This window comes from Intestinibacillus sp. Marseille-P6563, assembly GCF_900604335.1.
Taxonomy (GTDB): Bacteria; Bacillota; Clostridia; order Oscillospirales; family Butyricicoccaceae; genus Butyricicoccus_B.
Window position 1 is genome coordinate 1,117,194 of sequence record NZ_UWOD01000001.1, and the last position, 23,876, is coordinate 1,141,069.

General features: G+C 51.3%; 34 protein-coding genes and 1 tRNA gene. All 35 read right to left on the reverse strand.

Going from position 1 to position 23,876, the window contains the following annotated elements; translation table 11 throughout:
• Positions 1 to 15 precede the first annotated feature (15 nt).
• The 35 genes from EFB11_RS05820 to EFB11_RS17005 all read right to left on the reverse strand — a co-directional run bounded on the left by EFB11_RS05820 (position 16) and on the right by EFB11_RS17005 (position 23,875).
• On the reverse strand, positions 16 to 936 hold the full coding sequence (locus EFB11_RS05820; RefSeq protein WP_122789342.1) for a dihydrodipicolinate synthase family protein: 921 nt from the start codon (positions 934 to 936) through the stop codon (positions 16 to 18).
• A 17-nt stretch (positions 937 to 953) separates the two neighbouring features.
• Positions 954 to 1,646, reverse strand: coding sequence for an N-acetylmannosamine-6-phosphate 2-epimerase (locus tag EFB11_RS05825; RefSeq protein ID WP_122789343.1), 693 nt, complete (start codon positions 1,644 to 1,646; stop codon positions 954 to 956).
• A gap of 252 nt (positions 1,647 to 1,898) precedes the next feature.
• A complete protein-coding gene (locus tag EFB11_RS05830) occupies positions 1,899 to 3,161 on the reverse strand; it encodes a zinc-binding dehydrogenase (protein ID WP_122789344.1) in 1,263 nt (420 codons plus the stop codon).
• Entirely contained in the window at positions 3,158 to 4,579 is a 1,422-nt protein-coding gene (locus EFB11_RS05835; RefSeq protein ID WP_164706620.1) for a PTS mannitol transporter subunit IICB, read from the reverse strand. The genes EFB11_RS05830 and EFB11_RS05835 overlap by 4 nt, the downstream gene beginning before the upstream one ends.
• 19 nt (positions 4,580 to 4,598) lie before the next feature.
• Positions 4,599 to 5,351 (reverse strand): nucleoside/nucleotide kinase family protein, encoded by a 753-nt coding sequence (locus EFB11_RS05840; RefSeq protein WP_122789346.1) that lies wholly within the window; start codon positions 5,349 to 5,351, stop codon positions 4,599 to 4,601.
• Positions 5,348 to 5,776: a PTS sugar transporter subunit IIA gene (locus tag EFB11_RS05845; RefSeq protein ID WP_122789347.1), complete on the reverse strand. Its 429-nt coding sequence runs from the start codon at positions 5,774 to 5,776 to the stop codon at positions 5,348 to 5,350. Before EFB11_RS05845 ends, EFB11_RS05840 begins: the two co-directional genes overlap by 4 nt.
• Positions 5,777 to 5,790: 14 nt before the next feature.
• Positions 5,791 to 7,008, reverse strand: a complete 1,218-nt coding sequence (locus EFB11_RS05850; RefSeq protein ID WP_164706621.1) for a BglG family transcription antiterminator — start codon at positions 7,006 to 7,008, stop codon at positions 5,791 to 5,793.
• 288 nt (positions 7,009 to 7,296) lie between these two features.
• Entirely contained in the window at positions 7,297 to 7,653 is a 357-nt protein-coding gene (locus EFB11_RS05855) for a CoA-binding protein (protein ID WP_122789349.1), read from the reverse strand.
• A gap of 40 nt (positions 7,654 to 7,693) precedes the next feature.
• Positions 7,694 to 8,065, reverse strand: a complete 372-nt coding sequence (locus tag EFB11_RS05860) for a sulfur reduction protein DsrE (protein ID WP_122789350.1) — start codon at positions 8,063 to 8,065, stop codon at positions 7,694 to 7,696.
• A gap of 391 nt (positions 8,066 to 8,456) precedes the next feature.
• Positions 8,457 to 9,113: a peptidoglycan recognition protein family protein gene (locus EFB11_RS05865; protein ID WP_122789351.1), complete on the reverse strand. Its 657-nt coding sequence runs from the start codon at positions 9,111 to 9,113 to the stop codon at positions 8,457 to 8,459.
• Entirely contained in the window at positions 9,103 to 9,312 is a 210-nt protein-coding gene (locus tag EFB11_RS05870) for a holin (protein WP_122789352.1), read from the reverse strand. The genes EFB11_RS05865 and EFB11_RS05870 overlap by 11 nt, the downstream gene beginning before the upstream one ends.
• 14 nt (positions 9,313 to 9,326) lie before the next feature.
• Entirely contained in the window at positions 9,327 to 9,641 is a 315-nt protein-coding gene (locus EFB11_RS05875) for a hypothetical protein (RefSeq protein WP_164706622.1), read from the reverse strand.
• 87 nt (positions 9,642 to 9,728) lie between these two features.
• On the reverse strand, positions 9,729 to 9,938 hold the full coding sequence (locus EFB11_RS05880; protein WP_122789354.1) for a hypothetical protein: 210 nt from the start codon (positions 9,936 to 9,938) through the stop codon (positions 9,729 to 9,731).
• A 55-nt stretch (positions 9,939 to 9,993) separates the two neighbouring features.
• Positions 9,994 to 10,389: a putative ABC transporter permease gene (locus tag EFB11_RS05885; RefSeq protein ID WP_122789355.1), complete on the reverse strand. Its 396-nt coding sequence runs from the start codon at positions 10,387 to 10,389 to the stop codon at positions 9,994 to 9,996.
• A complete protein-coding gene (locus tag EFB11_RS05890; RefSeq protein ID WP_122789356.1) occupies positions 10,373 to 10,879 on the reverse strand; it encodes a hypothetical protein in 507 nt (168 codons plus the stop codon). The genes EFB11_RS05885 and EFB11_RS05890 overlap by 17 nt, the downstream gene beginning before the upstream one ends.
• Complete coding sequence (locus EFB11_RS05895; protein ID WP_122789357.1) at positions 10,872 to 11,180, reverse strand: hypothetical protein; 309 nt, start codon at positions 11,178 to 11,180, stop codon at positions 10,872 to 10,874. Before EFB11_RS05895 ends, EFB11_RS05890 begins: the two co-directional genes overlap by 8 nt.
• Positions 11,177 to 12,349, reverse strand: a complete 1,173-nt coding sequence (locus EFB11_RS05900) for a glycine-rich domain-containing protein (RefSeq protein WP_122789358.1) — start codon at positions 12,347 to 12,349, stop codon at positions 11,177 to 11,179. The genes EFB11_RS05895 and EFB11_RS05900 overlap by 4 nt, the downstream gene beginning before the upstream one ends.
• On the reverse strand, positions 12,342 to 12,842 hold the full coding sequence (locus tag EFB11_RS05905) for a hypothetical protein (protein WP_122789359.1): 501 nt from the start codon (positions 12,840 to 12,842) through the stop codon (positions 12,342 to 12,344). The genes EFB11_RS05900 and EFB11_RS05905 overlap by 8 nt, the downstream gene beginning before the upstream one ends.
• Complete coding sequence (locus tag EFB11_RS05910) at positions 12,823 to 14,340, reverse strand: hypothetical protein (RefSeq protein WP_122789360.1); 1,518 nt, start codon at positions 14,338 to 14,340, stop codon at positions 12,823 to 12,825. Before EFB11_RS05910 ends, EFB11_RS05905 begins: the two co-directional genes overlap by 20 nt.
• 8 nt (positions 14,341 to 14,348) lie before the next feature.
• Positions 14,349 to 14,744 (reverse strand): hypothetical protein, encoded by a 396-nt coding sequence (locus EFB11_RS05915; RefSeq protein ID WP_122789361.1) that lies wholly within the window; start codon positions 14,742 to 14,744, stop codon positions 14,349 to 14,351.
• 1 nt (position 14,745) lies between these two features.
• Positions 14,746 to 18,225, reverse strand: coding sequence for a hypothetical protein (locus EFB11_RS05920; protein ID WP_122789362.1), 3,480 nt, complete (start codon positions 18,223 to 18,225; stop codon positions 14,746 to 14,748).
• A 708-nt stretch (positions 18,226 to 18,933) separates the two neighbouring features.
• Positions 18,934 to 19,009, reverse strand: a tRNA-Ile gene (locus tag EFB11_RS05930).
• Between the two features lie 275 nt (positions 19,010 to 19,284).
• On the reverse strand, positions 19,285 to 19,536 hold the full coding sequence (locus EFB11_RS05935; RefSeq protein ID WP_122789364.1) for a helix-turn-helix domain-containing protein: 252 nt from the start codon (positions 19,534 to 19,536) through the stop codon (positions 19,285 to 19,287).
• A gap of 2 nt (positions 19,537 to 19,538) precedes the next feature.
• The gene (locus EFB11_RS17345) at positions 19,539 to 19,667 is read right to left on the reverse strand and encodes a hypothetical protein (protein ID WP_279220530.1); all 129 of its coding nucleotides are present in this window, start codon (positions 19,665 to 19,667) and stop codon (positions 19,539 to 19,541) included.
• The gene (locus EFB11_RS05940) at positions 19,664 to 19,990 is read right to left on the reverse strand and encodes a hypothetical protein (protein WP_122789365.1); all 327 of its coding nucleotides are present in this window, start codon (positions 19,988 to 19,990) and stop codon (positions 19,664 to 19,666) included. The genes EFB11_RS17345 and EFB11_RS05940 overlap by 4 nt, the downstream gene beginning before the upstream one ends.
• Positions 19,987 to 20,364 (reverse strand): HNH endonuclease, encoded by a 378-nt coding sequence (locus EFB11_RS17525; protein ID WP_122789366.1) that lies wholly within the window; start codon positions 20,362 to 20,364, stop codon positions 19,987 to 19,989. Before EFB11_RS17525 ends, EFB11_RS05940 begins: the two co-directional genes overlap by 4 nt.
• Positions 20,365 to 20,574 carry an NUMOD4 domain-containing protein gene (locus tag EFB11_RS17530; protein ID WP_442906849.1) on the reverse strand — a complete coding sequence of 70 codons (210 nt, stop codon included), beginning with the start codon at positions 20,572 to 20,574 and terminating at the stop codon, positions 20,365 to 20,367.
• A complete protein-coding gene (locus EFB11_RS05955; protein WP_206424144.1) occupies positions 20,510 to 20,986 on the reverse strand; it encodes a DUF6378 domain-containing protein in 477 nt (158 codons plus the stop codon). The genes EFB11_RS17530 and EFB11_RS05955 overlap by 65 nt, the downstream gene beginning before the upstream one ends.
• A gap of 142 nt (positions 20,987 to 21,128) precedes the next feature.
• Positions 21,129 to 21,482: a hypothetical protein gene (locus tag EFB11_RS05960; protein ID WP_122789368.1), complete on the reverse strand. Its 354-nt coding sequence runs from the start codon at positions 21,480 to 21,482 to the stop codon at positions 21,129 to 21,131.
• A gap of 2 nt (positions 21,483 to 21,484) precedes the next feature.
• Positions 21,485 to 21,646 carry a hypothetical protein gene (locus tag EFB11_RS16775; protein ID WP_164706624.1) on the reverse strand — a complete coding sequence of 54 codons (162 nt, stop codon included), beginning with the start codon at positions 21,644 to 21,646 and terminating at the stop codon, positions 21,485 to 21,487.
• A 39-nt stretch (positions 21,647 to 21,685) separates the two neighbouring features.
• The gene (locus EFB11_RS05965) at positions 21,686 to 22,360 is read right to left on the reverse strand and encodes an ATP-binding protein (protein ID WP_122789369.1); all 675 of its coding nucleotides are present in this window, start codon (positions 22,358 to 22,360) and stop codon (positions 21,686 to 21,688) included.
• A gap of 85 nt (positions 22,361 to 22,445) precedes the next feature.
• Complete coding sequence (locus EFB11_RS05970) at positions 22,446 to 22,763, reverse strand: helix-turn-helix domain-containing protein (RefSeq protein WP_122789370.1); 318 nt, start codon at positions 22,761 to 22,763, stop codon at positions 22,446 to 22,448.
• On the reverse strand, positions 22,732 to 22,893 hold the full coding sequence (locus EFB11_RS16780) for a hypothetical protein (protein ID WP_164706625.1): 162 nt from the start codon (positions 22,891 to 22,893) through the stop codon (positions 22,732 to 22,734). The genes EFB11_RS05970 and EFB11_RS16780 overlap by 32 nt, the downstream gene beginning before the upstream one ends.
• A complete protein-coding gene (locus EFB11_RS05975) occupies positions 22,890 to 23,702 on the reverse strand; it encodes a pentapeptide repeat-containing protein (RefSeq protein WP_206424145.1) in 813 nt (270 codons plus the stop codon). Before EFB11_RS05975 ends, EFB11_RS16780 begins: the two co-directional genes overlap by 4 nt.
• The gene (locus EFB11_RS17005) at positions 23,699 to 23,875 is read right to left on the reverse strand and encodes a hypothetical protein (RefSeq protein ID WP_206424146.1); all 177 of its coding nucleotides are present in this window, start codon (positions 23,873 to 23,875) and stop codon (positions 23,699 to 23,701) included. The genes EFB11_RS05975 and EFB11_RS17005 overlap by 4 nt, the downstream gene beginning before the upstream one ends.
• Between the last annotated feature and the right edge of the window lies 1 nt (position 23,876).

The following is a 23,876-nucleotide window of genomic DNA, read 5'->3' on the forward strand; positions in this document are numbered from 1 at the left end:
CTCTCCAATACCGGCTTATGCCAGGTATTTTGCGCGGGCGGCTTCGATCATCTTGGCCGCTTCTTCCACAATGGCTGCATCGCTTTCCACCAGCGGGAACAGCGGTTCGCGCACGCTGCCCAGATCCAGGCCTTCGTTGCGCTTCAAAATCGCCTTGATGACGCCATACATGTTGCCGCGTGCCGAGCACATCTTATAGATCACTTCGTTGACGGCATACTGGATTTCGCATGCTTCTTCCATGCGGCCAGCCTTGACCAGTTCGTCCATCTTGAGGAACAGGTCGGGCATGACGCCATAAGTGCCGCCGATCGCGCCTTCGGCACCAATCACACGGCCGCTGATGAACTGCTCGTCCGGACCGTTGAAGATGATGTAATCTGCGCCGCCGGCCTGCTTGAACATCTGAATGTCCTGCACCGGCATGGAGGAGTTCTTGACGCCAATCACGCGCGGATTCTTGCGCATTTCGGCAAACAGGTTCATGGTCAGCGCTACACCGGCCAGCTGCGGGATGTTATAGATGACAAAATCGGTGTTGGGAGCCGCTGCGCTGATGTCGTTCCAATACTGCGCAATCGCATATTCCGGCAGACGGAAGTAGATCGGCGGGATGGCAGCGATCGCATCTACGCCCAGGCTTTCGGCATGGCGTGCCAGCTCTACGCTGTCGCGGGTGCTGTTGCAAGCCACGTGTGCAATGACGGTCAGCTTGCCCTTGGCGACCTTCATCACATTTTCCAGAACGATCTTGCGGTCCTCGACGCTCTGGTAAATGCATTCACCCGACGAACCGTTGACATACACACCCTTGACGCCCTTGCGGATGAAGTATTCGGTCAGCGCCTGTACGCCTTCCGGATTGATGTCGCCCTTGTGATCATAACATGCGTAAAATGCAGGAATAACGCCCTTGTACTTGTCCAGATTTCTCATTTTTAAGATCCTTTCTCTCAATGCTGTTCGAGTGCCTGTGTGAACATTTTGGTGATGACCTGGGGACGGGTAATGATAGAGCCTACGACGACGCTGAACGCGCCCAGCTCGATCACTCTCCGGGCTTTTTCCGGTGTGTTGATGTTGCCTTCGGCAATGACCGGATGCACTGCTTTCTCTACAATGCGGCGCAAAATAGCAAAATCATCGGCTTCGATGTGCATGCCCTGGCTTTCTTCGGTGTAACCGACCATCGTGGTACCGATAAAGTCAAAACCGAGTGCATCGGCATGCAGCGCTTCTTCGACGGTCGAACAATCGGCCATCCAAAGCTGATCGGGATACTTTTCCTTGATGGTTTTGAAAAAGTCATCCAGTGTCACGCCGCCCGGCCGCAGCCGGCAGGTTGCATCCAAAGCGATGATATCCGGATGAACGGCCATCAGTTCGTCAACCTCCCGCAGAGTCGGGGTGATGTAGACCGCGCTGTCATCATAATCGCGCTTGATGATACCAATGACCGGCAGATTAACTTGCGTTTGAATCTCGCGAATGTCTTCCGGAGTATTGGCGCGGATGCCAGCTGCACCGCCTTCCAAAGCTGCTTTTGCCATTCGTCCCATAATAAAAGAAGAATGCAGAGGTTCGTGCGGCAATGCCTGACAGGATACGATCAGTTTGCCTTTCAGTTGCTCGATGGTTTCTTTCATCCGAGTGCGCCTCCTTTGTTGATGGGTCCAGTATAACGCTTTTGAAATAAATTTCAAGCAATCTCTATTCTTCTGAAAGTACTTGCATCCTTTTCTATCTTCCCTCGCCGAAGCGTACAAAAAACCGACGTCCGTTTATCTAAGTTGCATGATTTCTTGCGTTTTCTTTCCTCTCTGCAGGCTGTTTGAAAGAATGCCGTCTCTACACAAAAACGACTACCCGTACCACTTCGGGTACGGGCAGCCGTTACGTTATTCTTCTGTTTTTTGAAAATGTTTCAGCAAATATTGCTCAGCTTCTTCACACCAAATGCCACGATGCTTGCGACAAATCTCATCCAAGCGCGCAAAGCGCGGATCGGTCTTGCCCCGCTCGGCAAAGTCATCGATTGCCGTCAACGGCAGATCGAGGTGGGGATAAATGACTTTCTTACCGCCCGGGATTTTGGGTAGGTTCAGGATGGTATCGGGCGCCGCGTCCAGGCCGCCAATGTGCGTGACCATAAACGAAGGATTGATCTTACCCTCCTGCGACAGACGCAGCGATTCCAGCATATCCTCAGGCGAACCGCCCGATGTGCCCACAATATGTGTGCCTTCATAATGCACATTGTAGAAATTGAACGGCACCTTAAATTGATGATCGGTCGGGCCAGCAAAGAAGTTCAGACATCCGTCATTGCCCAGGATCGCATCGCCCATTTCAACCAGCGGGCCAACCGGTGCAAAGACAAAAACATCGTCATAGCCTTTCCCACCGGCCAGTTCCTGCAAAGCGGCCACGCCGTCGATATCGCGTGTATTGAGGTACACCAGCTGAATGCCCTGCGCAGCGGCCTGTTCCGGGGGGATCAGCGCCGCAGCGCGGGACAGGCGTGCTTCATCCATGTCTACAACTACCACGAGACCCGGCTGAATGGGGCCGTGCACAGCGTAATTGATCGCTCCAATCCCCATCGGGCCACCGCAGCCCAGCAGTGCCAGCTTGCCGCCCGGACGGATACCCATGCGGTGCTCATAGACGTACTGGGTGGTGTGGTACATGGCGTGATAGGTCCCGATGATACAGCTCATCGGCTCGGCCAGGGACGCATTGGCATAATACGACCCCTCATACGGCAGCACACAGTTAAGGTCAATGGCAATTTTGGGAATGATGCAGTAGGTCGCATTGCCGCCAAAGGTTTCATAGCTGTACCCAGCCGAATAGCCGGATTCCAGACCCATAGCGGGTTGGAGCACGAACTTTTCGCCCTTGCGGAAGCGACCGGTCAACGCACTGCCGACCTGTTCGATGATGCCGCAAAACTCATGGCCAGTGATGGCCGGATGCTCGGCAATATCGGGCGGCACCCGTTTGTGTTCAGGACCTTGTAACGCCGCTTTATACGTGGAAAGGCAAACGCTGTTGGAGATGACCTTGACCAGCAATTCCTCTTCCCCGATGGGCGGCAGCTCAAATTCTCGGATGTAAATGTCTTGTTTGCCCGCTAAGACCGCAGCTCTGGTTTTCATGAGGAAACCCCCTCTTTTTGCTGGGCCACCAATTCTTGCAACAGTGCATCGAGCGCCTTATCTCCCATATAGGTCTTGATCGACACAATGCGTTTGTTGGGCCAAGTCATTCGTACACGATCAACCAGATTTTCATGCACCACGATCACATCAGCTTCCGAAGGTACATGCTCAATCGCAAAATGTTTGACCTCCAGATTTTCGACCCCGGCTGCTGCCAGCTTTTTGCGGAAGGTATTTGCGCCCATGCTGCTGCTTCCCATACCGGCATCGCAGGCAAAGGCAATAAAATGTACAGGTGCCTGGACGGCTACCGGCGTCTGCGTCTTCAAAGCATCGTTTAACAGATCCTTGCCCTCCTGCTTCATAGCCTTGGACTGGGCACGCGAAGCAGCAAGCTGTTCGTCGGTGGTTTCGCGGGACATTTTGAGAATGGCCGATGCCACCAGGAAGCTGACAACAATAGCCACAATGACACCAGCTGCCACGCCAAGGAAATCGCCCTTGGGAGTGAGCATCAGATAAGCGAAGATCGATCCAGGGCTGGGACCAGCAACCAAGCCGACATCCAGCAGCGAGAACACCAGCGTACCAGCGCCGTTGCCGAGGATCATCGCAACAATAAGTATCGGATTCATCAGCACATAGGGGAAATAGATCTCGTGAATGCCGCCCAGGAAGTGGACGATCATAGCACCAGGCGCCGAACGCTTGGCGTCACCCTTGCCGAACATCGCATAGGCGATGAGCAGACCAAGACCCGCACCCGGGTTGGACGCAACCATAAAGTAAATGGATTTGCCAAACTCCATGGTCTGCTGCATGCCCAACGGATAATAGATACCCTGGTCGATGACGTTATTGAGGAACAGAACCTTGGCCGGTTCGTTGACCAGAGAAAGGATGGGCAGGAACCCGGTTTTAACAAGCTGCTGAATCAGGAACGAAACCAGGGTGTTGGCCTGTTCGATCAGCGGCCCGATGAACAAGAACGAACCAATGCACAGGAAGAAACCAATAATGCCCAGGGAGAAGTTATTGATGACCATTTCCAAGCCGGTCGGAATCTTCTTCTCTACCATTTTGTCGAACTTTTTGATGATCCAGGCACTCAGGGGACCCATAATCATTGCACCCAGGAACATGGCGATATCAGCGCCAATGATCAGGCCAATGGTGCCGATCGCACCTGCCACACCGCCGCGCTTATCATAAATCAGGCAGCCGCCGGTATAAGCCAGCAACAAGGGCAACAGATAGTTCAGCATTGGGGCGATCAACTGCGCCAGATGTTCATTCGGCACCCAGCCAGTCTCCAAAAACAGTGCCGTGATGAATCCCCAAGCGATGAATGCGCTCATGTTAGGGATGACCATGGCGGTCAAAAAGCCGCCAAAGGCCTGTAACTTGCTTCGCATGAAATAAACCTCCTCTTTTTTATGGCAGCATGGTATAGCTGCCATCCTCCTCCATACGCAGGCAAATATTTGCCTTTTTGTGGCCGCCGAGTACACGTTCTACATTTTTGCGGTCGCTGCGTTCATAAAAGGCGCGGGCGTCGGCAGGACACAGTCCCCCTTGAATCTTGCGGCGGATGAGCCGTTCCTCCAGCAAATCTGCTTGCGCCTCGATGAAAACCGTGTCATCACAGTAGGCGGTCAATGCAGCCCACCGGCCTTCGTCCAGCAACAGCCAGTTCCCCTCAAGCAGAACGATGTCTCCCGTCACATGCAAGCTGTCCTCGACCACATCATGCAGCGTTCGGTCGTAAATTGGCCACTTTACGTCCTGTGTCTGCAAGGCCACCAGCTTGCGGTGCAGTTTTTCTATATCAAAGGTTTCCGGACAACCTTTAATATCGCGCATGGGAACCTCGCGTTCCCCGTCCCATACTGTGTGGGACAAAATATATTCCTGATGGTAATGGAAACCGTCCAAACCGATGGCCTGCACTGGGTGCACCCCCGCGGTCTGCCGGGAAAGCTGCTCTAAAAACAAAGCGGTTGTCGTCTTTCCCACACCCGGAGGTGCGGCCAAATAAACGATCACGCGTCGCTTTTTCTGCTCCCACAGCGCCGTCCATCGCCGCAGAAGCGGCAAAAATACCGTATCCATGGTTTGCTGTGGGTAAAAAATTTCGGTCATCAGCCCGTTCACGGTCATCTGAAAGGGCTTTGGTACGCCGCTCATTGCAAGATCTCCTGCAATTCTTTGGTGGTTTTTGCTTGGTGAATGTGTTCCATCACGCTATCGTCCACAAACAAATCGGTCAGTTCCGATAACATATCCAGATGCGCATCGGCATCCGCCGCCACCAGCGCTACCAGCAGCCCAACTTCTTCCCCGCTGGAAAACTGCACCGGCTGATTGAGCTTAATCATAGAAAATCCGGTGCCCTTTGCCCCGGTTTCCGGGCGTGCATGGGGGATGGCCAGACCGGGCGCAATGATGATGTAATCGCCGTTCTTCGCAATGTTTTGGTAAATGCCGTCCAGATAGCGCGGCTCGGCCAGCCCATCTGCGATCAGGGGTTCCACCGACAGGCGGATAGCATCCTTCCAATCAGCGGCTCGATCAACGACAGCAATACGGTTGCAAAATGCTTGTTCTAACATAGGAATGGTCCTTTCTATTCAAAAATTGTTTGTATATGGCTTTTTAAATACTCTTTCATAAGCTTCTGGAAGATGCGCGGAATTTCATCTTCCCGGCGCTGTAAAATGGCGTCCAGCAAATCATCACGGGAAAACAGCATATCGCTCACAGCGCCAATGACCTCACTGCGTTCGGCTTCCACCGGTACCACCATACCGATTGCCACCGTACAATCCTGCATATACGGGTCGGTGAAGACATCCCCCTCGGGATAGGCGATCTGAAAACCCGGTTCCCGGGCGCCGGTCGTGCGAGCATGCAGGAAGGCCAAGCGATATTGCGGGATGATCTGGGTAAAGACTTGTTCCCGCTTGAAGATATCCTGATCGATCTGTTGCTGTTGTTCAGGTGTCTGGCCAAATTGCTGGCCAAAGAACCTCGTCAATCCGCAAAAGCCGGTACTAGATGGCACATGATGCACAGCAAACCGATGGAGCAAAATACTTGCATCCCGGCTGATGGTGGACAGATGATGGATGGAATCCGTTAGGTGCTGTACATCCTCACCGCTATCCGGCTCGTCCGGTTGCAGTGCATAAAACGAAATATATTGATGAATCTGCGCCATATCGGCATCGGTCAAAATGGGATGCACCCGTAAGACCTTTTTTTCGGACAGATCCAGCGGGAAGGTCGTCACAATAAAATCGACCTGTACGGCATGGATAAAGTCATTCTCTCGAAGCTCCTGCGCCAGATGCAGGCAAGCCAGACGAAAATCCTTTTCTTCTCCCGCCAGATCAATGCCATACCCCGGACGTTTACAGATTTCCAAGTGATGTGGATCGAACCAAGCTTCCAAGTCTTGTAGATCATTGCTGATCGTAGATTCACTGACCTGTAAGGCAGAAGCAAAAGCCAAGATCTTGCTGGGACTGGTTTGCCGCAGCAGCAACGCAGCCAGCAAAGTCTGCCGTGCCTTTCGATTGCGGGGATCAAAGGCATCCGATTGCTGAATCTGGGTAAGCAGTCCTTCCCGGTCAGCATCCGCTCCGATCAGACTGATCCCCTGCCCGGCGATGGTTTCCATTTTCAGATGCCACGCTTCCAAAACCGGGGTCATGTTTTTCAGTTCCCGATACAGTGTACGCCGGCTGATGGACAACTGCGTGGCAATCTGATCCACACTGATGGGATGCTTGGCTTCTAATAAAATAAATAAAATCTGACTGGTACGTGGGTCAAGCTGCATCTTTGTCCACCTCCTTCGGGCCATTTCTTTTTGGTGAATTCATTATAACAAACCCAAAAACATGGATTCAACGCAAAGAAAAACATCCTTGTCAAAGCCAGTGTGCCAAATATTTGGCACAGATTCTGTGCCACCATCCATCGAAAAGAAAGCGTTATTTTTATATATCCTTACCAAAAATATGCGTATTTTTAACCCTCCATAGAAGCTGTATCATAAAAAAGAGTACTGCAGCTTACAAGCTGCAGTACTCTTTTTACAGGCCGCATATCGGAACAAAAAGGCGTTTTATTCTTTATATAATTGAAGTCCTCGGAGCAAACATCCCTGAAGATAGGGAATCTGTTTGTCCTCGAGATAACGCAGCAGCGCTTCGCTGGATGCGCCCGGCTGAATAACAACCCCTCGAAAAGGCTTTTTGCATTCTTTGAGCAGTTCCAGTCCCCGATCCGCACGAATACATAAATCAATGATATCAATCTCTCCGGGCACTTCATTGATCGATTTGTATTCGCTGCCAACTGCATCGACTTGATATTCGTGCACCAGCATCGCCTGCTTGATTTTATAAGCATATTTTTCCGGATCGTGTGTATTTCCGACCACAACAAAGGATCTCTGCTTCATAACATCCGACAAGTCCATACAAAACCTCCGGTTTTTCCGATTGCCCGCACCGCTCGTATCAGGTGATCTGCAACGATCCCTTGGCACCCATCAGCAACCGTACAACGTCGGGTGCATTGATGAGAACATACCGGGGATCCATCTGGTCTGCCTGGAATCCATTATGCTCCATGCACGCATTACAGATGCAGACCTGGCCGCCCAATTTCAGGAATTCTTCCAACTGGCCTCCTACTTCCGGGAACGGCGCGCCGATGTCCACACCATTTGCGGCGCCGGGCTGTCCCAACGCAACTGCATGCACCATCAGAATAATGCTCGCGCTATGCCCTTGCTTCAGTGCATTGACACCCATCACTACCGCAACCGTCAAATTATTCGGGTTCTCTTTCCCTTCAAACAGGGTAACAACGAAATCGGTTTGTTTCATATGATCTGCACTCCTTTTTGCACACATGGATTGGACTATCGCAATGCTTGCTGTCCTTTTGATGGCATTATCATAGATGGAATTTGGCAAAATTTCCGTGACAAGGTCACATGCCGATTAGTCAAAGCAAAAGCCCCGTATCCATACAGAATACGGGGCTTTTGTTGGTGCCGCCAGCCGGAATCGAACCGGCACGGTATTGCTACCGAGGGATTTTAAGTCAATAGATTTGTTTGAAATATAGCGTTTTATCGTCTATTGTTCGTTTTATACGCAAAATTAGTTCGAAATATTACGTATTTCGGAATACCGTAAACACCAAAACACCAGAATAAACACCAAATAAACACCAAAAAAGAGGGGGGCGTTCTCACGCCCCCCTCCGGTCATCTCAGCCGTACAGACCCGCACGATCATTGACTACAAAAATTTTAAGCGCATCCTCGGACAGGTTCAGTACGCCGTCGCCCTCGCCTTGAAGGCATCCTTGCTTGACCAACTTCGAGATGGTGGGCTTTGCCCAGTCCGGCATGTCGTCATAATATTTATAGCGCATTTCTTCCTCCGGTTCTGCGGCCAGTGCCGCTTTGAAATCGTCCCATAAGCTGGACTGCTCAACGAACGGCGCCGGGCAGTCCTTCCCTGTCACGTCGTAATGCCGCACGACATTTTGAATGGGCACGCCATACCGCGCCATCAGCTCGCGTACCAGCGTCACTGTGCGCTCGATCGTGCCACGGCGCAGCACATAGCCCTTGCCGGTCAGGCACATCTCCACACCGATGCTGTTCGAATTGCGGCAGGTCGGATGCACATAGCGTTTCGCGCCCACATGCCATGCCTGCCGGTCCGGCGGCACGCTGTTCCAGACCTCATTTTCATCCACGAAGTAATGCGCGCTGGCTTTCACCACTTCCCGCGCAAAATAGTCGGCGTTGTTCTTCGCCGTGTCGCCCTGGTTGCTGGTCCAGTGTACGACGATATACTGAACATTTTTCAGCGTGCCACCGTAATTCCCATGGTTGCAGGCTTTGCTTTTAATTTCCATCGGTTTTGACCTCCGGCAAACCGGCAATGCTGGTCAGCAGCGATACTACGCCAGCCAAAACAGCCGTAGACGCCACCAGAGGCCAGTTTACGCCGCCCATTGCTGTTGCTGCACCGATGCAGCCAATCGCGGCCTGGGCGACCGTCTTGACCGCACGCACACCAGCGGCATGAAGCCACTTTTTCGTTTTTTCGCTCATGTTGGATACTCCTTTCAAAAAATTCCGATGCTTTTGAGGATGAAGCCAACCACAACCACAATCCCAGCGCCAATCGCCGCGTCCCAGTGTTTCGCAGGTTTTTGTAGGATTTCATTGATTTTTGCACTTAAATCCCCAAGCATTCCCTTGGTTTCGCTCGTGTCTGCCAAGATTTGCGCCAGCTGGTTTTGCGTTACGGCCTGCGCCTTTTCTCCAAACTCAAGGCGGGTGTAAAATTCCTTGTGCGCAACTCGGTTTTCATCGTAATTGCGTTTTTGCTGTTCCTCAAGCTGGTTGATCTTTTGCTCGAGAATTTTTGTATGTGCCAATCCGATGCATTCATGCTCGGAATCTTTGATACATTGTGCCATAGGCAATCCGGGGCGGTTCTACCCGCCCCGTCACCCCCTTTCGTCTTACAGGCCGAGCAGGTCCTTGTCCTTCACGCTGAGCGGCAGACCGCAGAACTGCTTGTACTCGGCGCGCGCCTTGCCGTCGTACTTAAGACCGTGTTTCTTGTCATAAATGTCCATGCCGACGTTCACGTCGTACTTGCGCTTTTCGTCGTTCTTGCCTGCACAGATGGCTTTGATTTCCTCGTGGTTCTGGATGTAGATGTTTTTCATAACTTTTCCTTTCCGGCCTTATGGCCTTTCGTTTTATTTCCCACCGCTCATGCGGTCAGGTTTTCGTAATTTTGTGCAGCAGGTTCTCGACCTTCACGGCAGCCGCCGAAAGGAAGAACCACGCCGCTGCAAATTGCGGGCAAATCTGCCCCAGGATATTGCCGGGCATGTCTGAGTAGTCCCAGACGCCCAGGCCGAGCCAACAGTTTATCACCAGCCCCGTCACCAGTTCGACGGCGGTCACGATGATCGCGCCCTGTATCATCTGCCACAGCAGCGGCGGGTGATCCTGCCACTCGTCCAGCATACCGATCAGAACAAAGCACAGCCCGCCGATAACGCCCATTGTCCAGTGCGTGTGACCGCGCCAAAGCAGTTCAATGCCCATGTAGATCATACCGCCAAATACGCCCATCAGGACGTGCAGCAGGACGTTATACAACCTCGTCATAATTCACCGTGATTGCTTCCAGTTCTTCCATCGTTTCTGCGTTGCGCATGGCGACTTCCTTTGTCTGCTGGTACGTCACAAGGGCAGTAACCCGCGCGTCGATCGCAAACGCCAGCGCGTACAGGTCAGGCAGCGCCCATTCCTTGCACACCTCGCCCGTGCTGTTCCATGTCAGCGTATAGTCCGTCGACATGGTTTGCGCCATCGTAGCCGCCATGATCTTACTTGTCAACTGGTTCTGCTTCTCGGCGGTGATCGCGTAGTATTCGCCGTCCGTCCAAAGCAACGGGTGTTCCAGCAGGTAGGTTTCAAGATCGGATTTAGATTGCGCGATGCACTTTTTTTTTGATTCGTCCAAAGTCAAAGCAGTACCATCATTAAGAATAGCATCTTGTTGCTCCTTTGTAATGACCTTCAGCCGCGCATACTCTGCCAGCTGGTCATCGGTAATATACCCTTTCCGGTACCGATCAAGGATGTCATCATACATTTTTCAACGCCTCCAATTCTACGTCGGTGATCTTCTGGCCCTGCTCAATGGTAGCAAGCTCCAGGTCTGTCTGCCGCTGCCCCTGGGCGATGCTGGCCAGCTGCATATCGGTGAGTCGCTGGCTGAAAATTTGCGTTTCCGTCAGCGGCACAGGCGGGGTTAAATCCTCGTCTGGGTAGGTGTCGCCAATCCCAAGAGGATTGTTACCGAGATAATGCGCGTCAAAGTCTGCGGCAAGGTCTGGCTCGACTTCTATAATGTTGGTTATGATGCGGGTTTCGTCAATAGTTGCATACCTCATGATTTAAAAGTCCACCTCAACTCTGCGTATCCACTGATTCCTGGTTCTCCATTTCCTTCGTTTCCAGGGTACACACCTGTCTGCGCCCACCCACCAGTGCCACCTTGTCCGTAGTATCCTGAACCATCAGGCCCACTGGTGCTGTTACTATTTATACCACCACCGCCGCCACCGCCGCTGCAAAGCGTTCCGGTACCAAATACGCGGGTGGTACTTCCTTGTCCTTTACCGCCTGTTGTTCGTCTACCATTTTCACCATCAGACCCATCGGATCCACCAGAAGCCCTAGCGGCCGTCTCGTAGCTACCACCACCACCGCCTGATCCACCATCACCACCGTTACCATTTGGCTCTCCAGAATCAATCCACCCGGCATAGCCTCCTCTTCCGCCCGCTGCGCTAACACCTAAGCACGATGTTGATCCTCCGGGACTACCTGAGGAAGTTCCTGATCCGCCACTTCCACCGCTGCCTATAGAGACACTAAAGGTTGCGAATGGTGTAAATCTAACGTCTAATGCGGTTTTTGTGTATCCACCACCACCTCCGCCGCCGCTTCTACCATCGCTGCTACCATAACCAACGCCGCCTCCTCCGCCGCCGCCACAACAGAACACGTCAACGGTATCCACGGCGCTACTGAATTTTAGCCCGGACTGAGAAGAAGAGAAAGACCGGCTTGTCCCATTGCTGGACGCTTTCCAATCTATAGTCTGCTGCTGGCCCGCCTTTATCTCCACAGCTTTTGTTCCATAGGTAGAGTCCAGCGTTTCCGCCGTAGGTATACTAAGCGAATACGAGCCCTCAGCTATTATAAGATATACTTTCCCGTTTTCGTCCGTTGTCAACTTTTCCGTTATAACATCGGGAATCCCGTCTATAACAAACCCGCTTAATGGGCTCCCGTCCACCTGAGAAACCGATATTGTCACAATGGCAAACCCCATAGCAGCGATTACGCCAAGCCATGCATCCTTGGGCTCCGATGTATCGGGGTCTATCCCAAGTATGCCGCACACATCGTCCGGCAGCACGTTTCCCTTGGTATAGTGGCTGCCCTCCTGTGTAGCGTCGTCAGCATAGGAAAGAACGCCTTCCACTATCGTTCCATCGTCTTGCGTAATCCGCACTCTGTTTTCCTTTCCGGGTGTTGGCAGTCTATCATACATTATTGAATACACCTCCTGCAATCATAAACAATGTGTTGGCCTGGCGCGTGAGAAAGGCCGCCTGCATGGCCTCCAGCACGTCCTCCAGGGTGTACAGGATTTCCTCTATGTCGTTGGCCTCTTGATAGGTGAGCCCCTCCATGCTTCCCGGGGCGTCCGGCGCAACGTAGGGCAGACGATCCCGTAGCGACGCGACGTTGGTCAGATATTGCTCCATCTGAGCGGAAAACTGAATGCTGCTTTCCTGCCAATCAGTCACCGGGACCGTGGGCACGTTGTATCCCAACGAGTACAGCAGCGCCGTGAGATACTCTACAGCGGCCCCTACGCGGTTTATGTCCGTGTAGTTATACGCGCCTTTCATCCCGTCCAGGAACGCGGCCCGCTCCGTCGTCGTCGCCGTGCCCGCTACCAGCTTAGCCGTGACGGCCTGGAGCTCCGCCACGTCAAGCTCGGTCCGGTCGAAAATGAGATTACCTAATTGCTGCGGCATCGCATGTCAGCCCCCCATCATAGCTATAATTGAGCTGTGTAACAACCGCGTCGCCATTGACGCCGTACACATCATTGATCTGCACCGTGTCCAGCAGGTCCACGGCAGGGTTTCCCCGGACCGTCGTCTCGTACGAGACCCGGCGCTGTATCCAGCCGAGTATCCAGGTGGCCACCTGGTCGCCCATGGCGGCGGTGACGCAAGGATTGGAAACCTCATACATGCGCTCCATGTCGTCGGTGGCCACGTTCTTAGCATAATAGACGATATCCTCGCCCTCCGCGTCTACGCCGGTCACGAGCTTTACTACGTTGTAGAGCTGCCCAACTTTGACCTGCGCGTCTCCGTGCTGCACGTCCAGACTCCACGTGTCGGCCTGGGCGGCGAGGGCTGGCTGGAAAAAGTGCAGGGCGTTATCGCGGTCCACGTAGCAGGTGCACATGGCGGCCTGGGCGCACAGCCGCAGACCCTCCCGGACGCTGGTGCCTTCTGGTATCGTGTTGGCAATCACCACGGACGACAGGCTGCCCTCGTACACTGCTGTAAACTCCGCCGACGCGGCGGCCAGCAGTGCCGTGACTGCCTCCTGTAGGGTCCACGTGCCGGTACCGGCCCCGGTATACTCCACGTTGTCCAGCACATACAGCCAATCGTTGAAAGTGATAGACGCCGTAAGGCCGCCGTCCTCGCTCTCTGCGGTAGTGAAATACGATCTTCCCATGTACACATCCTGGCCATTCACGGTGATGGTCCATTGCATGTACTGGCCGTCCTGGAGGTACGCATACAAGCCGCTCGGGTTTATCATGTTGTACAGTTGCTCCTGGTTGTCCACCGTGGCGTCTACCTCGGCGGACGGTAGGCTCTCAGCCCACGGGGAGACAGACTGCCGTACCTCAACCCCCGATATACTGTCGGCGTCATAGTCATACTTGATGCCGAACCGGACGCCGCACACACGGACGCGCCGGTGTGGTATGCTGGAGCCGTTGAAGGTAAACCGGACGCGCCGGTAATTCTGCGTCGGCAGGTTTACAATATGAAAATAGCCGTCCGGGCTGGTAGTCTTAGACCCTATTGGGCTCCCATTCTCGTCCCAGGTTTCGGTCAAAACCTGTGACGGGTAGTTGTCCGGCTGCGTGTTGTCAAAAATCAGGGTAAACCCATAGCTGTCCTGGTTACTCGGAAATGAGAATTCCAGCCACGGGGGCGTGGTATACGCCCCATCATCGCCGGACAGGTCCGCGCTATTCCACCCGACTTGTGCCCCTGGGTAGAGCTGCCGGGACCCGTCCAGGGTCCACATGTTGAGCTCCAGCGACGTGTAATTGCCGCTCATTTCCTCCACTTCATCCGTGGTCTGTGCAATCTGCGAGACCACGGACTGGGCCGAAGAACTGGGGATGGCCAGCGCCGCAGCGTCCGGCGCTATGACGCCGAATGTAAAGGATAGCTCTACGCGCCGCGTATCCGTGTACGGGGCGTATGTGCTGGGCATAGGTACCATTACACCACCCTCGATATCTGCGCCCCCTGCGATGCAGGGATGACGGTCTGTGCGGTTGCCGTGAGCTCCACTCCATACCACATGGGCTCACCGTCCACAAACTTGAAAATCTTTTGGCTTCCGATTTCCACGGCAAAAGTGCCAGTAGCTGTGGCCCCGGTTGAATCGGGATAGTCGATGGACACGAAGACCCCTCCCCGTACCAATGGTACGAGCTGGGCAAGGAGACCGGCGGGGACCCACTCCCAGGAGGCGGTGAGCTCCACTCGCCAGCCCAGGACGTCCCGCACTGTCTTACCGGAAGCCATGATGGCCTCCTTGCTCTCATAGTAGCCCCCGATCTCCAAGGACCGAGTGCATGGCATCGCAATGCCACCGATGATGATGTTGTCCATATCATTGCCCCCTTTGACGGCCCACCTGCTTGAGAGGGTCGTAAACAACCTCTGCAATCTGTTTAGCATTGAGATTGACCGGTATAATGATAGTCTGCGCACCAGTTGCACCGGAAGCCTGCACGCCTATGCTATTTACAGTAGCCGCTGCCGCATTATACAAATCGTCCGATGTTATGCCGGAAAAAGGCGCCATTATCGCGTTATCGATAGTCGCACGCGATTTTTTCATAGCATCCAAGAAACCAACCGCAACTCCTTGTCCCATCGGTGCGCCAACAAGCTTTTCCGTCATTTTTGACGGACTGTTGATGTCAGCTGCCGCTCGCATCGCAGCTATTGCCTGTGATACAATAGACGCCGCGGCAGAATACAAAAAACCGGATTGCGAATACATGCCGTTTACCATGCCTTGAATTCCGTCAACGCCAATGGAGCGCATCTCGTCCTTGACACCTGACAGTTCTTCTGGGATTTTGTCAACAAACTCATCTTGCAGCGCTTCCATTTCGTCAGAATAAAACTTCTTCGCAATTTCTTGCGCCTTAGCCTGTTTTTCTTCCCACAGCGCCATATACTCCGCATACTGGTCATCCGTCATCGAAAGGAGCTTTTCCGTGTACGCAGTTGCATCCTCCACGCTCATACCGATAATCTCGTCCATGAGGGTATCAGATACACCACGCGCCTTGAGTGATTCAAGCGCATCACCGTAAGCGTTGATCGCATCAATTTCATCTTGCAAGTCACCAAGCTGCAAATACTCACTCGTTTCTGTTTTTACAGTTTCAAAAAGATCTCCAAAGTTTGCAAGCTTCTCCGCCATGGATTCTTGCGACTTTTGGATTGCTTCCATAGCACTTTCATATTCCTTCTGGAATTGTTCCAGCGTATCAATTTGTGCCTCAAGCTTGTCTTTCTCGGCTTCCTGCTGCTTTTGTAGCTGTTTTTCGTTCCAGCTATCTTCCAGTTCGGCAATCTGGTCAAGGATATCTTGCTTCTTAGATGTTTCAGCCTTTTCCAGTTCATCATACTTTTTCTTGATATTTTCCTGATACTGAGCAAGTTCTTTAGCCGCCTGTTCATCTGCGGCTTTTTCTTCCATATCAGAGACTTTTTTATTGAGCCGGTCAAGTTCGGACGTTATTGCACTTTGAATAATCTGGTTTGATTTTTCAATATGCGTTTCTGCCGTGTCTGTTGTCGTAGAAATCAGGTCCATGACCATACCACGCACGTTCGTATTGAGTGCTGGGGCTGCGCCTAAGATACCTATCATGTATCCTTGAGTAAACCACTTGCCTGGCTTCATCGCTTTTCGTGCCGGAGAGTGACTGTCCTGCGCCTTGTTGACTGAACTCAAAGCCTTTTGTGCAACCGTTTGCGCTGCTGTGACAACAGAATTCAGCGCGTCGCCTATCATACCTTTTGCAAATCCTCGTGTGAAATTGCCACCCGAAGTTTCCGCTTGTTGGCTCTTATCCAGATTGGTAAGAGCCGTATTTGTGACAGATTGCACAGCATTGGTCACTGTCATGATTTCACTCGCAATACCTGCTGCATTTGCTTGCATTTCTTCCTTGCCAGCTTGTTCGGCTATGACCTTAGCTTGCTCGGCGCGTGATTTAGCTTCATTGAGCTGATTTTCAGTAACCGTTTTAGGATATTTCTTTGACATTTCAATCTGCGTCTGATAATTTGCTTCTGCATCAGCAGCTTGCTTTTGAAGCTCAGCAAGATTGTTTCCGGTATATTCCTGCAATCCTAATTGTAACTTTTTAAGTGCCTCATTGATTTTATCTTTGTTTCCAGAAATTAAGGCTGCATTTGCAGAATCATTCATGGCAATTGTATTAGATGCATCAATATAAGCATCTTCATACCCTTGGAGCGCGATTTTTGCTTCATCAATTGCGGCCTTGGTTTCATCAATCTGCATTCCAAGCAAATCGAATTGCTCAATGTTCCCTTCATTTCTGGCATTTTCCTGCTGTGTTTGCAGGTCAATAAGATGTTGGGAAAGCTCTTCGATCTTTGCGCTTGTATCCGTGATGCCTTGGATATAACTCTGCTGATTCGCAATCGCGGTTTGATAGCTTTCTCCGTTCGCTTCAAGCCACGCTTTTAACTGCTCTTTTTGAATCAATGAATCGAGCGCATCTGCCGTTTCGATATATGTGTCCTTCTGGTCTTGCGTAAGCTTAACAGAGTTTGGATAGACATCATTGATTAGGCTTGCCAGCACTGCCGCACGCTCTTCCTCGCCAGTCTTTACACGGCCATTTGCATCAACCAAAAGACCAAGTTCATTGACCATGCTTTGAACATGGTTGATCTCAGCCATAGAGCCTTCAAGCTGTGCATCTCTGCGCTCTGCGACGGCTTCAAGTTCTGCTTGCTGCTCCTGATATTTGGCATTTAGTTCATCAGTCTGTTCGATGAGTTCATCGGTTTCGGTCTTTGAAAGCTCTGCTTGGTTTGCATAGACTGCCAAGGCTGTGACAACACCAGTAATTCCAAGCGCCAATGCTCCTGCAGGAGTTAATGCCATCGCCGCAGAAAGAGCGCCTTGTGCGATTGCTGCGCCATTTGTAGCAGTCTGATACGCTGCAAGGGCTGCACTTCCCGCTTTTGCAGCATTTACTACGCCAGCAAGATCCGTCGCGAGTGACGCAATTTTCACGCCGCCTACAACAGCACCAGCGCCAGATAACACCGTTATCAGTCCTGTCATGTTATTTTTCGCAAACTCGATTGCGCTTGAAAGCATGCCAAGGCCGTTCGCCGCAAGATCTTTCAGCGCGTTCGCTGCCGGCGTTACTTGCTCTGCAAGTTTTGCCATTTGCGACGTAATTTCTGCTGTTTTTTGGTTGGATTCGACTAAATCAGCGTTATTCTCTCGCCAAGCTTTACCCGATTCTGCAAGCCCTTGCTTTGAAAGCGCTTCCATAACTTTGTTCAGGCGTTCTGCCGGCGTTTTTGCTTCCTGTAATGCTAAGTTGAAATAATCTTCAGCTGTTTCGGCTTCTTCCACCGATTTATTCCACTCTTCATTGACTTCAATATTTTCTTTCAGTGCTACACCGAATTTCTCACCGGCGTCCGCGCCCCAATTCAATACGTCGGCGAAAGTGCCTGTGACCTGCCCGCTGCGCAAAGTCTCATTGATGCTTTCGGCCAATCCGTCGATAGGGATGCTATCCCCATAACGTGCCCATGCCCCTATGGTGGCGTCGGTGATATTTGCAAGCTGTTCTTGCGATAATCCAAGCGCCTGCAAATTTGCAACAGTCGTTGCAGTAGTTTGCTCATCCGCCAAAACGCCATATAATTGCTGATAGCTTGCAGCGGTCTGTTCTGCGGTATATCCTGCGCTTTGGCTAGAATTTTCAAGTGACGCAATTATACGCCTATATTCCTGTGTTGAATCGGATAAATCGGTAAGTTTACCAATTAACGACGTTATCTGCCAGCGTTGCAATCACATGATTGTATGCTTTCTCCGTCTGTCCCAGTGCAGACAACGCTTTATTTATTTGAGTTTTCCATTGTTTTGCGGTCAAATCTGCACCTTCTTTCCAAAATTATCGTCAGAGTTGGAAAAAGTTACCCACGCCATTACCTTTTTGAATGATTCGATCATCACGAAGAGGGGGGGACACGTTTTAAAACAAAAAGCCGCCAAGTATTTTTTAATACTCAACGGCTCAACGGCTCAATAATATCCACCGCCCGGCTTGAGCGGTATTTTTGGTTTTACGTCCCATCTTATTTCACCAGACCACGTACATGCTTTTCCTTTGCATGTGACATATACACCACGTGCCCCAGGAGCCACAGGATGAATTTTCTGCCCGCATTTCGGACAACAAAACCAAAACCGATTATTTATTTTATTTATCATTTGGCTTTTTTGTCCTCCTCATCAACGCAACTCCTTTTTCTGTCAATGCATTTGTGTTGCGATCATGCAACTCATTGTGCTTTGCTCTACACAATGATATCAAATTCCACGAGCAATACGCATATTGAGGATAATCCTCAACAGGGTATATATGATGTACAACTTCTGCCGGAACACTTTTCCCGTACCTCGCAGATATCTGACACTTATACCCGTCTCGACGCTTTACACGTTCTGCAATACGCTTCCACTTGGTATCGTTATAGCAAAACACAAAATCACCTCTGGTGGTTCCCCACGGATTCGAACCGTGCCCGGGCGGTTATGAGCCGCCTGTTCTCGCCTAGTGAACTATGGAACCGAATTGCCGGATTGCCCGGCATGTTTATGATAGAAACAGGCTTACAAAATACTGCTGCCCTTTACCTGTGACTTTTGGCGGGTGCCCTTTCGGACTGGTGCCGCCTTGGTCTCATGCAACCTTGTGGCGGCATATCCCTCCCCACGATTGCAGGGAGGGTATAGAAGGGAAGGAGGATAAAGAGGATTTCAGGTGTATGCCTACAATTCAATTATAGCTTGTCTGGATTTGCGTTTTCCCCTTTTAAGGGGAATTTCAAAAAAATTTTTATTTTTTTATCGATACGGAATTCGGCCAACCAGATAGTCCAGCGAGACCTCATAATAGTCTGCAATCTTGGTAAGCGCTTCCATCGTCGGTCTGGACTCTCCGCGCTCGTATCTCCTGATCGCATCGTCCGGTAATCCGCATAGATGTGACACGATATGGCGTGCCCTGACAGGCTTCCTCTCTATTCTCAGCTTTTGCAGGCGCTCTGCAAATCCGTCCATCGCCGTACCGCCATTGTATGTATCGTCTGATTTCATCACTATACCTCAACGTCCCACCTCGTACACCAGCGCACCTTGCCACAGCACTGGCATTTGTCCTTTTTGCTGTTCTCCGGGTTCTTCCCGTCCAGCTTCTTCGCGCATGCCGCGCATAGCGTCATTTTCATGGGCTTTCCTCCTTATCAGGCATGTCCAGATATTTTTGTGCCATTGCCGCGACTTGGATTGCTTCACATGCGGTATGAATAGCTTCTTCCAGTATAATTGATGCCGTGTTTTTCTGGCTGTGCATCGTATCATTTGCCATTATCGCGTAAAACAATGCTTTCGAGAATGAATTTGTCGCCTTTGCTGCTCGTTTCATTTCTACTACTTCTTCTCGTATCACCGCCCAACCTTCGTGCGTACTGTGAAACTGCGGAAACTGACGGTTTGCCGATTCCAATTCGACCGCGACCAGTTCGCGTACCTGATTTTCTACTGCGTTCATTCTGCACCTCCTGCAATCTCTCCACCGCATGCGGCATAAACGAAACAGTGTCCTTTTACTTTTTTGATTCCATTAGACCTACACGAGCGAGATATATTTGATTGATGGTCTCCTATTGCCTTTGCTGCATCTGCCTGGCTTTTATAAAATTTCCCATCTGTAAGTGATATGCACGGACGTAATCGTGTATCAGGCTTTGAATACATACTATGGATTGTGTTTTCTCCATTCGTACACCATTCCAAATTTTCAACCCTGTTGTCAGTTCTGTCAAAATTTTTATGATTTACTTGAGGAAGGTTATTCGGATTAGGTATAAATGTTTCTGCAACTAATCTATGGACTGTAATTTTCCCTTTATGTCCTACTCCAATCTAGAAATATCCAGTTTGCACATTTTTGTTTTTTGCTTTTTCTTTTCCTTTTACAGGCTTATTATATATGCGTGATCCGTCTTTAACGGTGATAACTCTATCTACGCTTCGGACGTTTCCTTTCGTAGATACTTCTAGATATCCTTCAAATCCCTTTGCTGGTTTCCATATTTCTTCCAACGATTTCACCTCCACACGCCATATAACCACAGCAATCGACAAAGCTATCCTGCGTTCCGGTCCCGCTGCAAATCCGCGCGATTTTGAGCAACGCCATGAGCATAGCAACGTCCTCCGGCCTGATGCTTACGTCCGCACCATCACTCACGCACCGTGTACGGATGTATGGTTCCCACAGGCTGGCGATCAGACTGAAATTGTCCTCCGCTTTTCCATAGTCCTGTTCGCGCTGGCCGCACACACAGCGCTTGGCTTCTTCAAGGATGGATGCACGAGTGGGCTTGTCTTGATCGTCATCAATGACTTCGTAGCCCATCAAACGTACGGCTTCGTTCCATATAGGGCAATCAAAACAACTTTCTTCACTGTATTTGCCACAGAAATCATCATTTTTCACAGAATTTTCGTAAACTTCTCCGGTTTTCGGGTTTCTGAATTTCATGGTTTTCCTCCTTAATCAATCCAAATTGCACAAACCAAAGCTAATGCAAAAATGCACATAATCTCTCCGTACTCGCATGCTGCTGTATAAGCCGCACATGCGCATAACGCCACGCTTGTAATTGCTTTTGCTATATTTTCGCTCACGGTGTACCTCCATCCATTTTTGCGCCGCAGTTCGGGCAACGCTTATAATATTTGAGTTGCGATTTTACGTCGTACTTGCAGTTCGTACATGCAACCCTTGGACGATGTGTACCATATACAGATTTCCATTTTGCATGCACCACTGGCTCAACGTCCGCTGCTGGAACATCACGCACGGCCTTGATTGCATCAACGCACATTTCCTGTGCAGCTAAAATCAGATGGTCATTTTCTCCCGAACCGTCCGGCGTGCTCATGCTTGGAATTACGGCTGAAATGGCATTTACTGCCGCTTTTTTGCTGATGTATTCATCTGGTGTTTTCCAGTCATCGATGAAAGACCCATACATGCTTATTCCTCCAATCTGTTTACAATCCTGCTGAACACTCCCATAACAGCGTAATAATCATCGGGCGAAAAGGCGTGAATCAAACTTGAATTCATGAGTTCTAATAGCTTACGCTTTTCCTCATTTCCGATGGTTTCATATTTAGGAGTGATATATTCATCCATATCAGTTCACCTTGATAAACCTTTCAACAATCAAACTATTTATCTAGGCAGCAGTTCCAGGCTGCCGTTTACAGCCTTTCGCTGGCTGCGGATGCTTTGCTTGTATTCATCGACCGACCAGCGGCCAGCGGCCTCTTGCAAAGGTTTGAATTTTGCATTGCCGGCCAAAATCTCGGCATCGCTCTGCACGCCGCACAGTTCGAACAACAGTTTTCGCCGCTCCTGCCACTTCATGGCCGCCGGGAACCGGTAAACGTCGGTCAAAATTCGGAAAACATCATCACCGACCAGTTCGCCCACGATTCGCTTGTACTCGCTTTCCTTGCGCGGGATATGATCGACTTCATATTCGGTCGTGTGGCCGGAAAAACGTGCCTCCGCTGCGCCGCGCGGCTTTTCCCAGCGTTCCTTGAACGTCTTTTTAAAGGTGATCGTTTCGCCGTCTACTTGGAAAACGCCAATCACCGTGGGCATTACGCCGTCACGCACGCGCCCGGTGCGGTCGCGCGGCTTGATCTCGAAACCTTCGCTTTCCGGCTGGTTCCCGCGGGCATCCTTGCCGGTGAGCAGCCAGCACAAGGCGTCATAGATGGATGTTTTGCCCTGGCCATTGCGCCCGGTAATGACAGCATCCTGTCCGGAAAAGTCGATGTCACGCTGGGAAATGCTCTTAAAATCTTGGATGGATAATTGCATCAGTTTGATTGTTCTCATTGACTTCCCGCCTCCAAACGGGTATTATGTAAGTGGTTATTTTTGTTTGCCGCCCAATTGGAATTGCCGTTCTGGGGCGGCTTTTTCATCTCTTAAATGCCATTTCATACGTCACGCCGGTCAGCCGCAGCACCTTATCTACCACGCGTTTGGGCATCGTGTCATCCTCGAGCCACGTCCGCATTGCCTGCTCGTCTTCGCCCAGGTCGTATGCCATGGCAGCGATGGAATACCGATAACGGCGCATCCACTCCATCAGATTCGGGTACGGTACGCGGTTTCGGTCGGAGAAAACAAGCCGTCGGATGGTTTCGGATGAAACGCCGAACATCTCGCCGACCTCACGAAGCGTTGCGCCCTCTCGGTACATTTCAAGCGCTTCTGCTGCCGCTTTGCTTTTCATGGTGCTTCTCCTTCAGCCATTTCAGATACTTCTGCCGCCGGTGCTCGATGATGCCGTCATACTCCCGCATGGCGATTTCAACCGATCGCCGCATGTTTTCGCGGCGCGTCTGCTTTTTGGATACTCTCATTCGACCACCCCAAGCAAACGCACCATGGAGCACCGGATTTTCCCGTCCGTGTTGTACGGTACACAGATACCAGCCATCCATTCCCACTCAATCAGGCATTTCCATATATTTCTGAATTTGCCATTATGATTTCTTACCCACTCGAGCGGTGCAACATTGATCCCGCATCCACACGTAGTGCAACGGTCAAAATTCACCGTTTCTGTAATCACGGAATTTTCGGATATATCCCATCTGTCAGGGTGAGAATAAGTGCTGTCGAATGTTTTATATACAATGATCCCATCATCCGTGTGCTCGAAATTTTTTCGGATAAAATCGATCGGATTGATAAGCCCAGTGCATCCGCTCAGTTTTGCGCCGCTCAGGTTTGCGCCGCTCAGGTTTGCGCCGCTCAGTTTTGCGCCGCTCAGGTTTGCGCCGCTCAGGTTTGCGTCGATCAGTTTTGCGCCGCTCAGGTTTGCGTCGATCAGGTTTGCGCCGCTCAGGTTTGCGCCTCTCAGGTTTGCGCCGCTCAGGTTTGCGCCGCTCAGTTTTGCGTCGCTCAGGTTTGCGCCGATCAGTTTTGCGCCGCTCAGGTTTGCGCCGATCAGGTTTGCGCCGCTCAGGTTTGCGCCGATCAGGTTTGCGCCGCTCAGGTTTGCGCCGATCAGTTTTGCGTCGCTCAGGTTTGCGCCGATCAGGTTTGCGCCGCTCAGGTTTGCGCCTCTCAGGTTTGCGCCGATCAGGTTTGCGCGTTCTCCATCATTTTCGCCATTCAGCCATTTTTCATGCAGCTCCAAAGCCTGCTTGATTTCCAGTTTCGTCACCGGTAACACCTCCATGCAATATATCTCACGGCCCACCAGCCTGCGCCGATCACGCCGCCAGCAACCGCCACATCCTGCGGCATGATTGCCGATACCACAGCGCCCACGCATACCGCCAGCGCAATCAGCATCAGCAGCGCATACCGGCCGGCCAAAATCATTTGTTTTTTCACA

Bases quoted from the DNA above. Each gene is read 5' to 3' on its own strand.
- EFB11_RS05885 (WP_122789355.1), bottom strand. From the start codon at position 10,389: ATGACGAGGTTGTATAACGTCCTGCTGCACGTCCTGATGGGCGTATTT.
- EFB11_RS05910 (WP_122789360.1), bottom strand. From the start codon at position 14,340: ATGCCCAGCACATACGCCCCGTACACGGATACGCGGCGCGTAGAGCTA.
- EFB11_RS17345 (WP_279220530.1), bottom strand. From the start codon at position 19,667: ATGAAAATGACGCTATGCGCGGCATGCGCGAAGAAGCTGGACGGGAAG.
- EFB11_RS16775 (WP_164706624.1), bottom strand. From the start codon at position 21,646: ATGGATGAATATATCACTCCTAAATATGAAACCATCGGAAATGAGGAA.
- EFB11_RS05970 (WP_122789370.1), bottom strand. From the start codon at position 22,763: ATGAAAAGCAAAGCGGCAGCAGAAGCGCTTGAAATGTACCGAGAGGGC.
- EFB11_RS05935 (WP_122789364.1), bottom strand. From the start codon at position 19,536: ATGAAATCAGACGATACATACAATGGCGGTACGGCGATGGACGGATTT.
- EFB11_RS05905 (WP_122789359.1), bottom strand. From the start codon at position 12,842: ATGCCGCAGCAATTAGGTAATCTCATTTTCGACCGGACCGAGCTTGAC.
- EFB11_RS05915 (WP_122789361.1), bottom strand. From the start codon at position 14,744: ATGGACAACATCATCATCGGTGGCATTGCGATGCCATGCACTCGGTCC.
- EFB11_RS05850 (WP_164706621.1), bottom strand. From the start codon at position 7,008: ATGCAGCTTGACCCACGTACCAGTCAGATTTTATTTATTTTATTAGAA.
- EFB11_RS05835 (WP_164706620.1), bottom strand. From the start codon at position 4,579: ATGCGAAGCAAGTTACAGGCCTTTGGCGGCTTTTTGACCGCCATGGTC.
- EFB11_RS05860 (WP_122789350.1), bottom strand. From the start codon at position 8,065: ATGAAACAAACCGATTTCGTTGTTACCCTGTTTGAAGGGAAAGAGAAC.
- EFB11_RS05965 (WP_122789369.1), bottom strand. From the start codon at position 22,360: ATGAGAACAATCAAACTGATGCAATTATCCATCCAAGATTTTAAGAGC.
- EFB11_RS05855 (WP_122789349.1), bottom strand. From the start codon at position 7,653: ATGGACTTGTCGGATGTTATGAAGCAGAGATCCTTTGTTGTGGTCGGA.
- EFB11_RS05830 (WP_122789344.1), bottom strand. From the start codon at position 3,161: ATGAAAACCAGAGCTGCGGTCTTAGCGGGCAAACAAGACATTTACATC.
- EFB11_RS05940 (WP_122789365.1), bottom strand. From the start codon at position 19,990: ATGAACGCAGTAGAAAATCAGGTACGCGAACTGGTCGCGGTCGAATTG.
- EFB11_RS05955 (WP_206424144.1), bottom strand. From the start codon at position 20,986: ATGAAATTCAGAAACCCGAAAACCGGAGAAGTTTACGAAAATTCTGTG.
- EFB11_RS16780 (WP_164706625.1), bottom strand. From the start codon at position 22,893: ATGAGAGTATCCAAAAAGCAGACGCGCCGCGAAAACATGCGGCGATCG.
- EFB11_RS05840 (WP_122789346.1), bottom strand. From the start codon at position 5,351: ATGAGCGGCGTACCAAAGCCCTTTCAGATGACCGTGAACGGGCTGATG.
- EFB11_RS05825 (WP_122789343.1), bottom strand. From the start codon at position 1,646: ATGAAAGAAACCATCGAGCAACTGAAAGGCAAACTGATCGTATCCTGT.
- EFB11_RS05865 (WP_122789351.1), bottom strand. From the start codon at position 9,113: ATGGAAATTAAAAGCAAAGCCTGCAACCATGGGAATTACGGTGGCACG.
- EFB11_RS05880 (WP_122789354.1), bottom strand. From the start codon at position 9,938: ATGAAAAACATCTACATCCAGAACCACGAGGAAATCAAAGCCATCTGT.
- EFB11_RS05895 (WP_122789357.1), bottom strand. From the start codon at position 11,180: ATGAGGTATGCAACTATTGACGAAACCCGCATCATAACCAACATTATA.
- EFB11_RS05900 (WP_122789358.1), bottom strand. From the start codon at position 12,349: ATGTATGATAGACTGCCAACACCCGGAAAGGAAAACAGAGTGCGGATT.
- EFB11_RS05960 (WP_122789368.1), bottom strand. From the start codon at position 21,482: ATGTATGGGTCTTTCATCGATGACTGGAAAACACCAGATGAATACATC.
- EFB11_RS05820 (WP_122789342.1), bottom strand. From the start codon at position 936: ATGAGAAATCTGGACAAGTACAAGGGCGTTATTCCTGCATTTTACGCA.
- EFB11_RS05890 (WP_122789356.1), bottom strand. From the start codon at position 10,879: ATGTATGATGACATCCTTGATCGGTACCGGAAAGGGTATATTACCGAT.
- EFB11_RS05870 (WP_122789352.1), bottom strand. From the start codon at position 9,312: ATGAGCGAAAAAACGAAAAAGTGGCTTCATGCCGCTGGTGTGCGTGCG.
- EFB11_RS05845 (WP_122789347.1), bottom strand. From the start codon at position 5,776: ATGTTAGAACAAGCATTTTGCAACCGTATTGCTGTCGTTGATCGAGCC.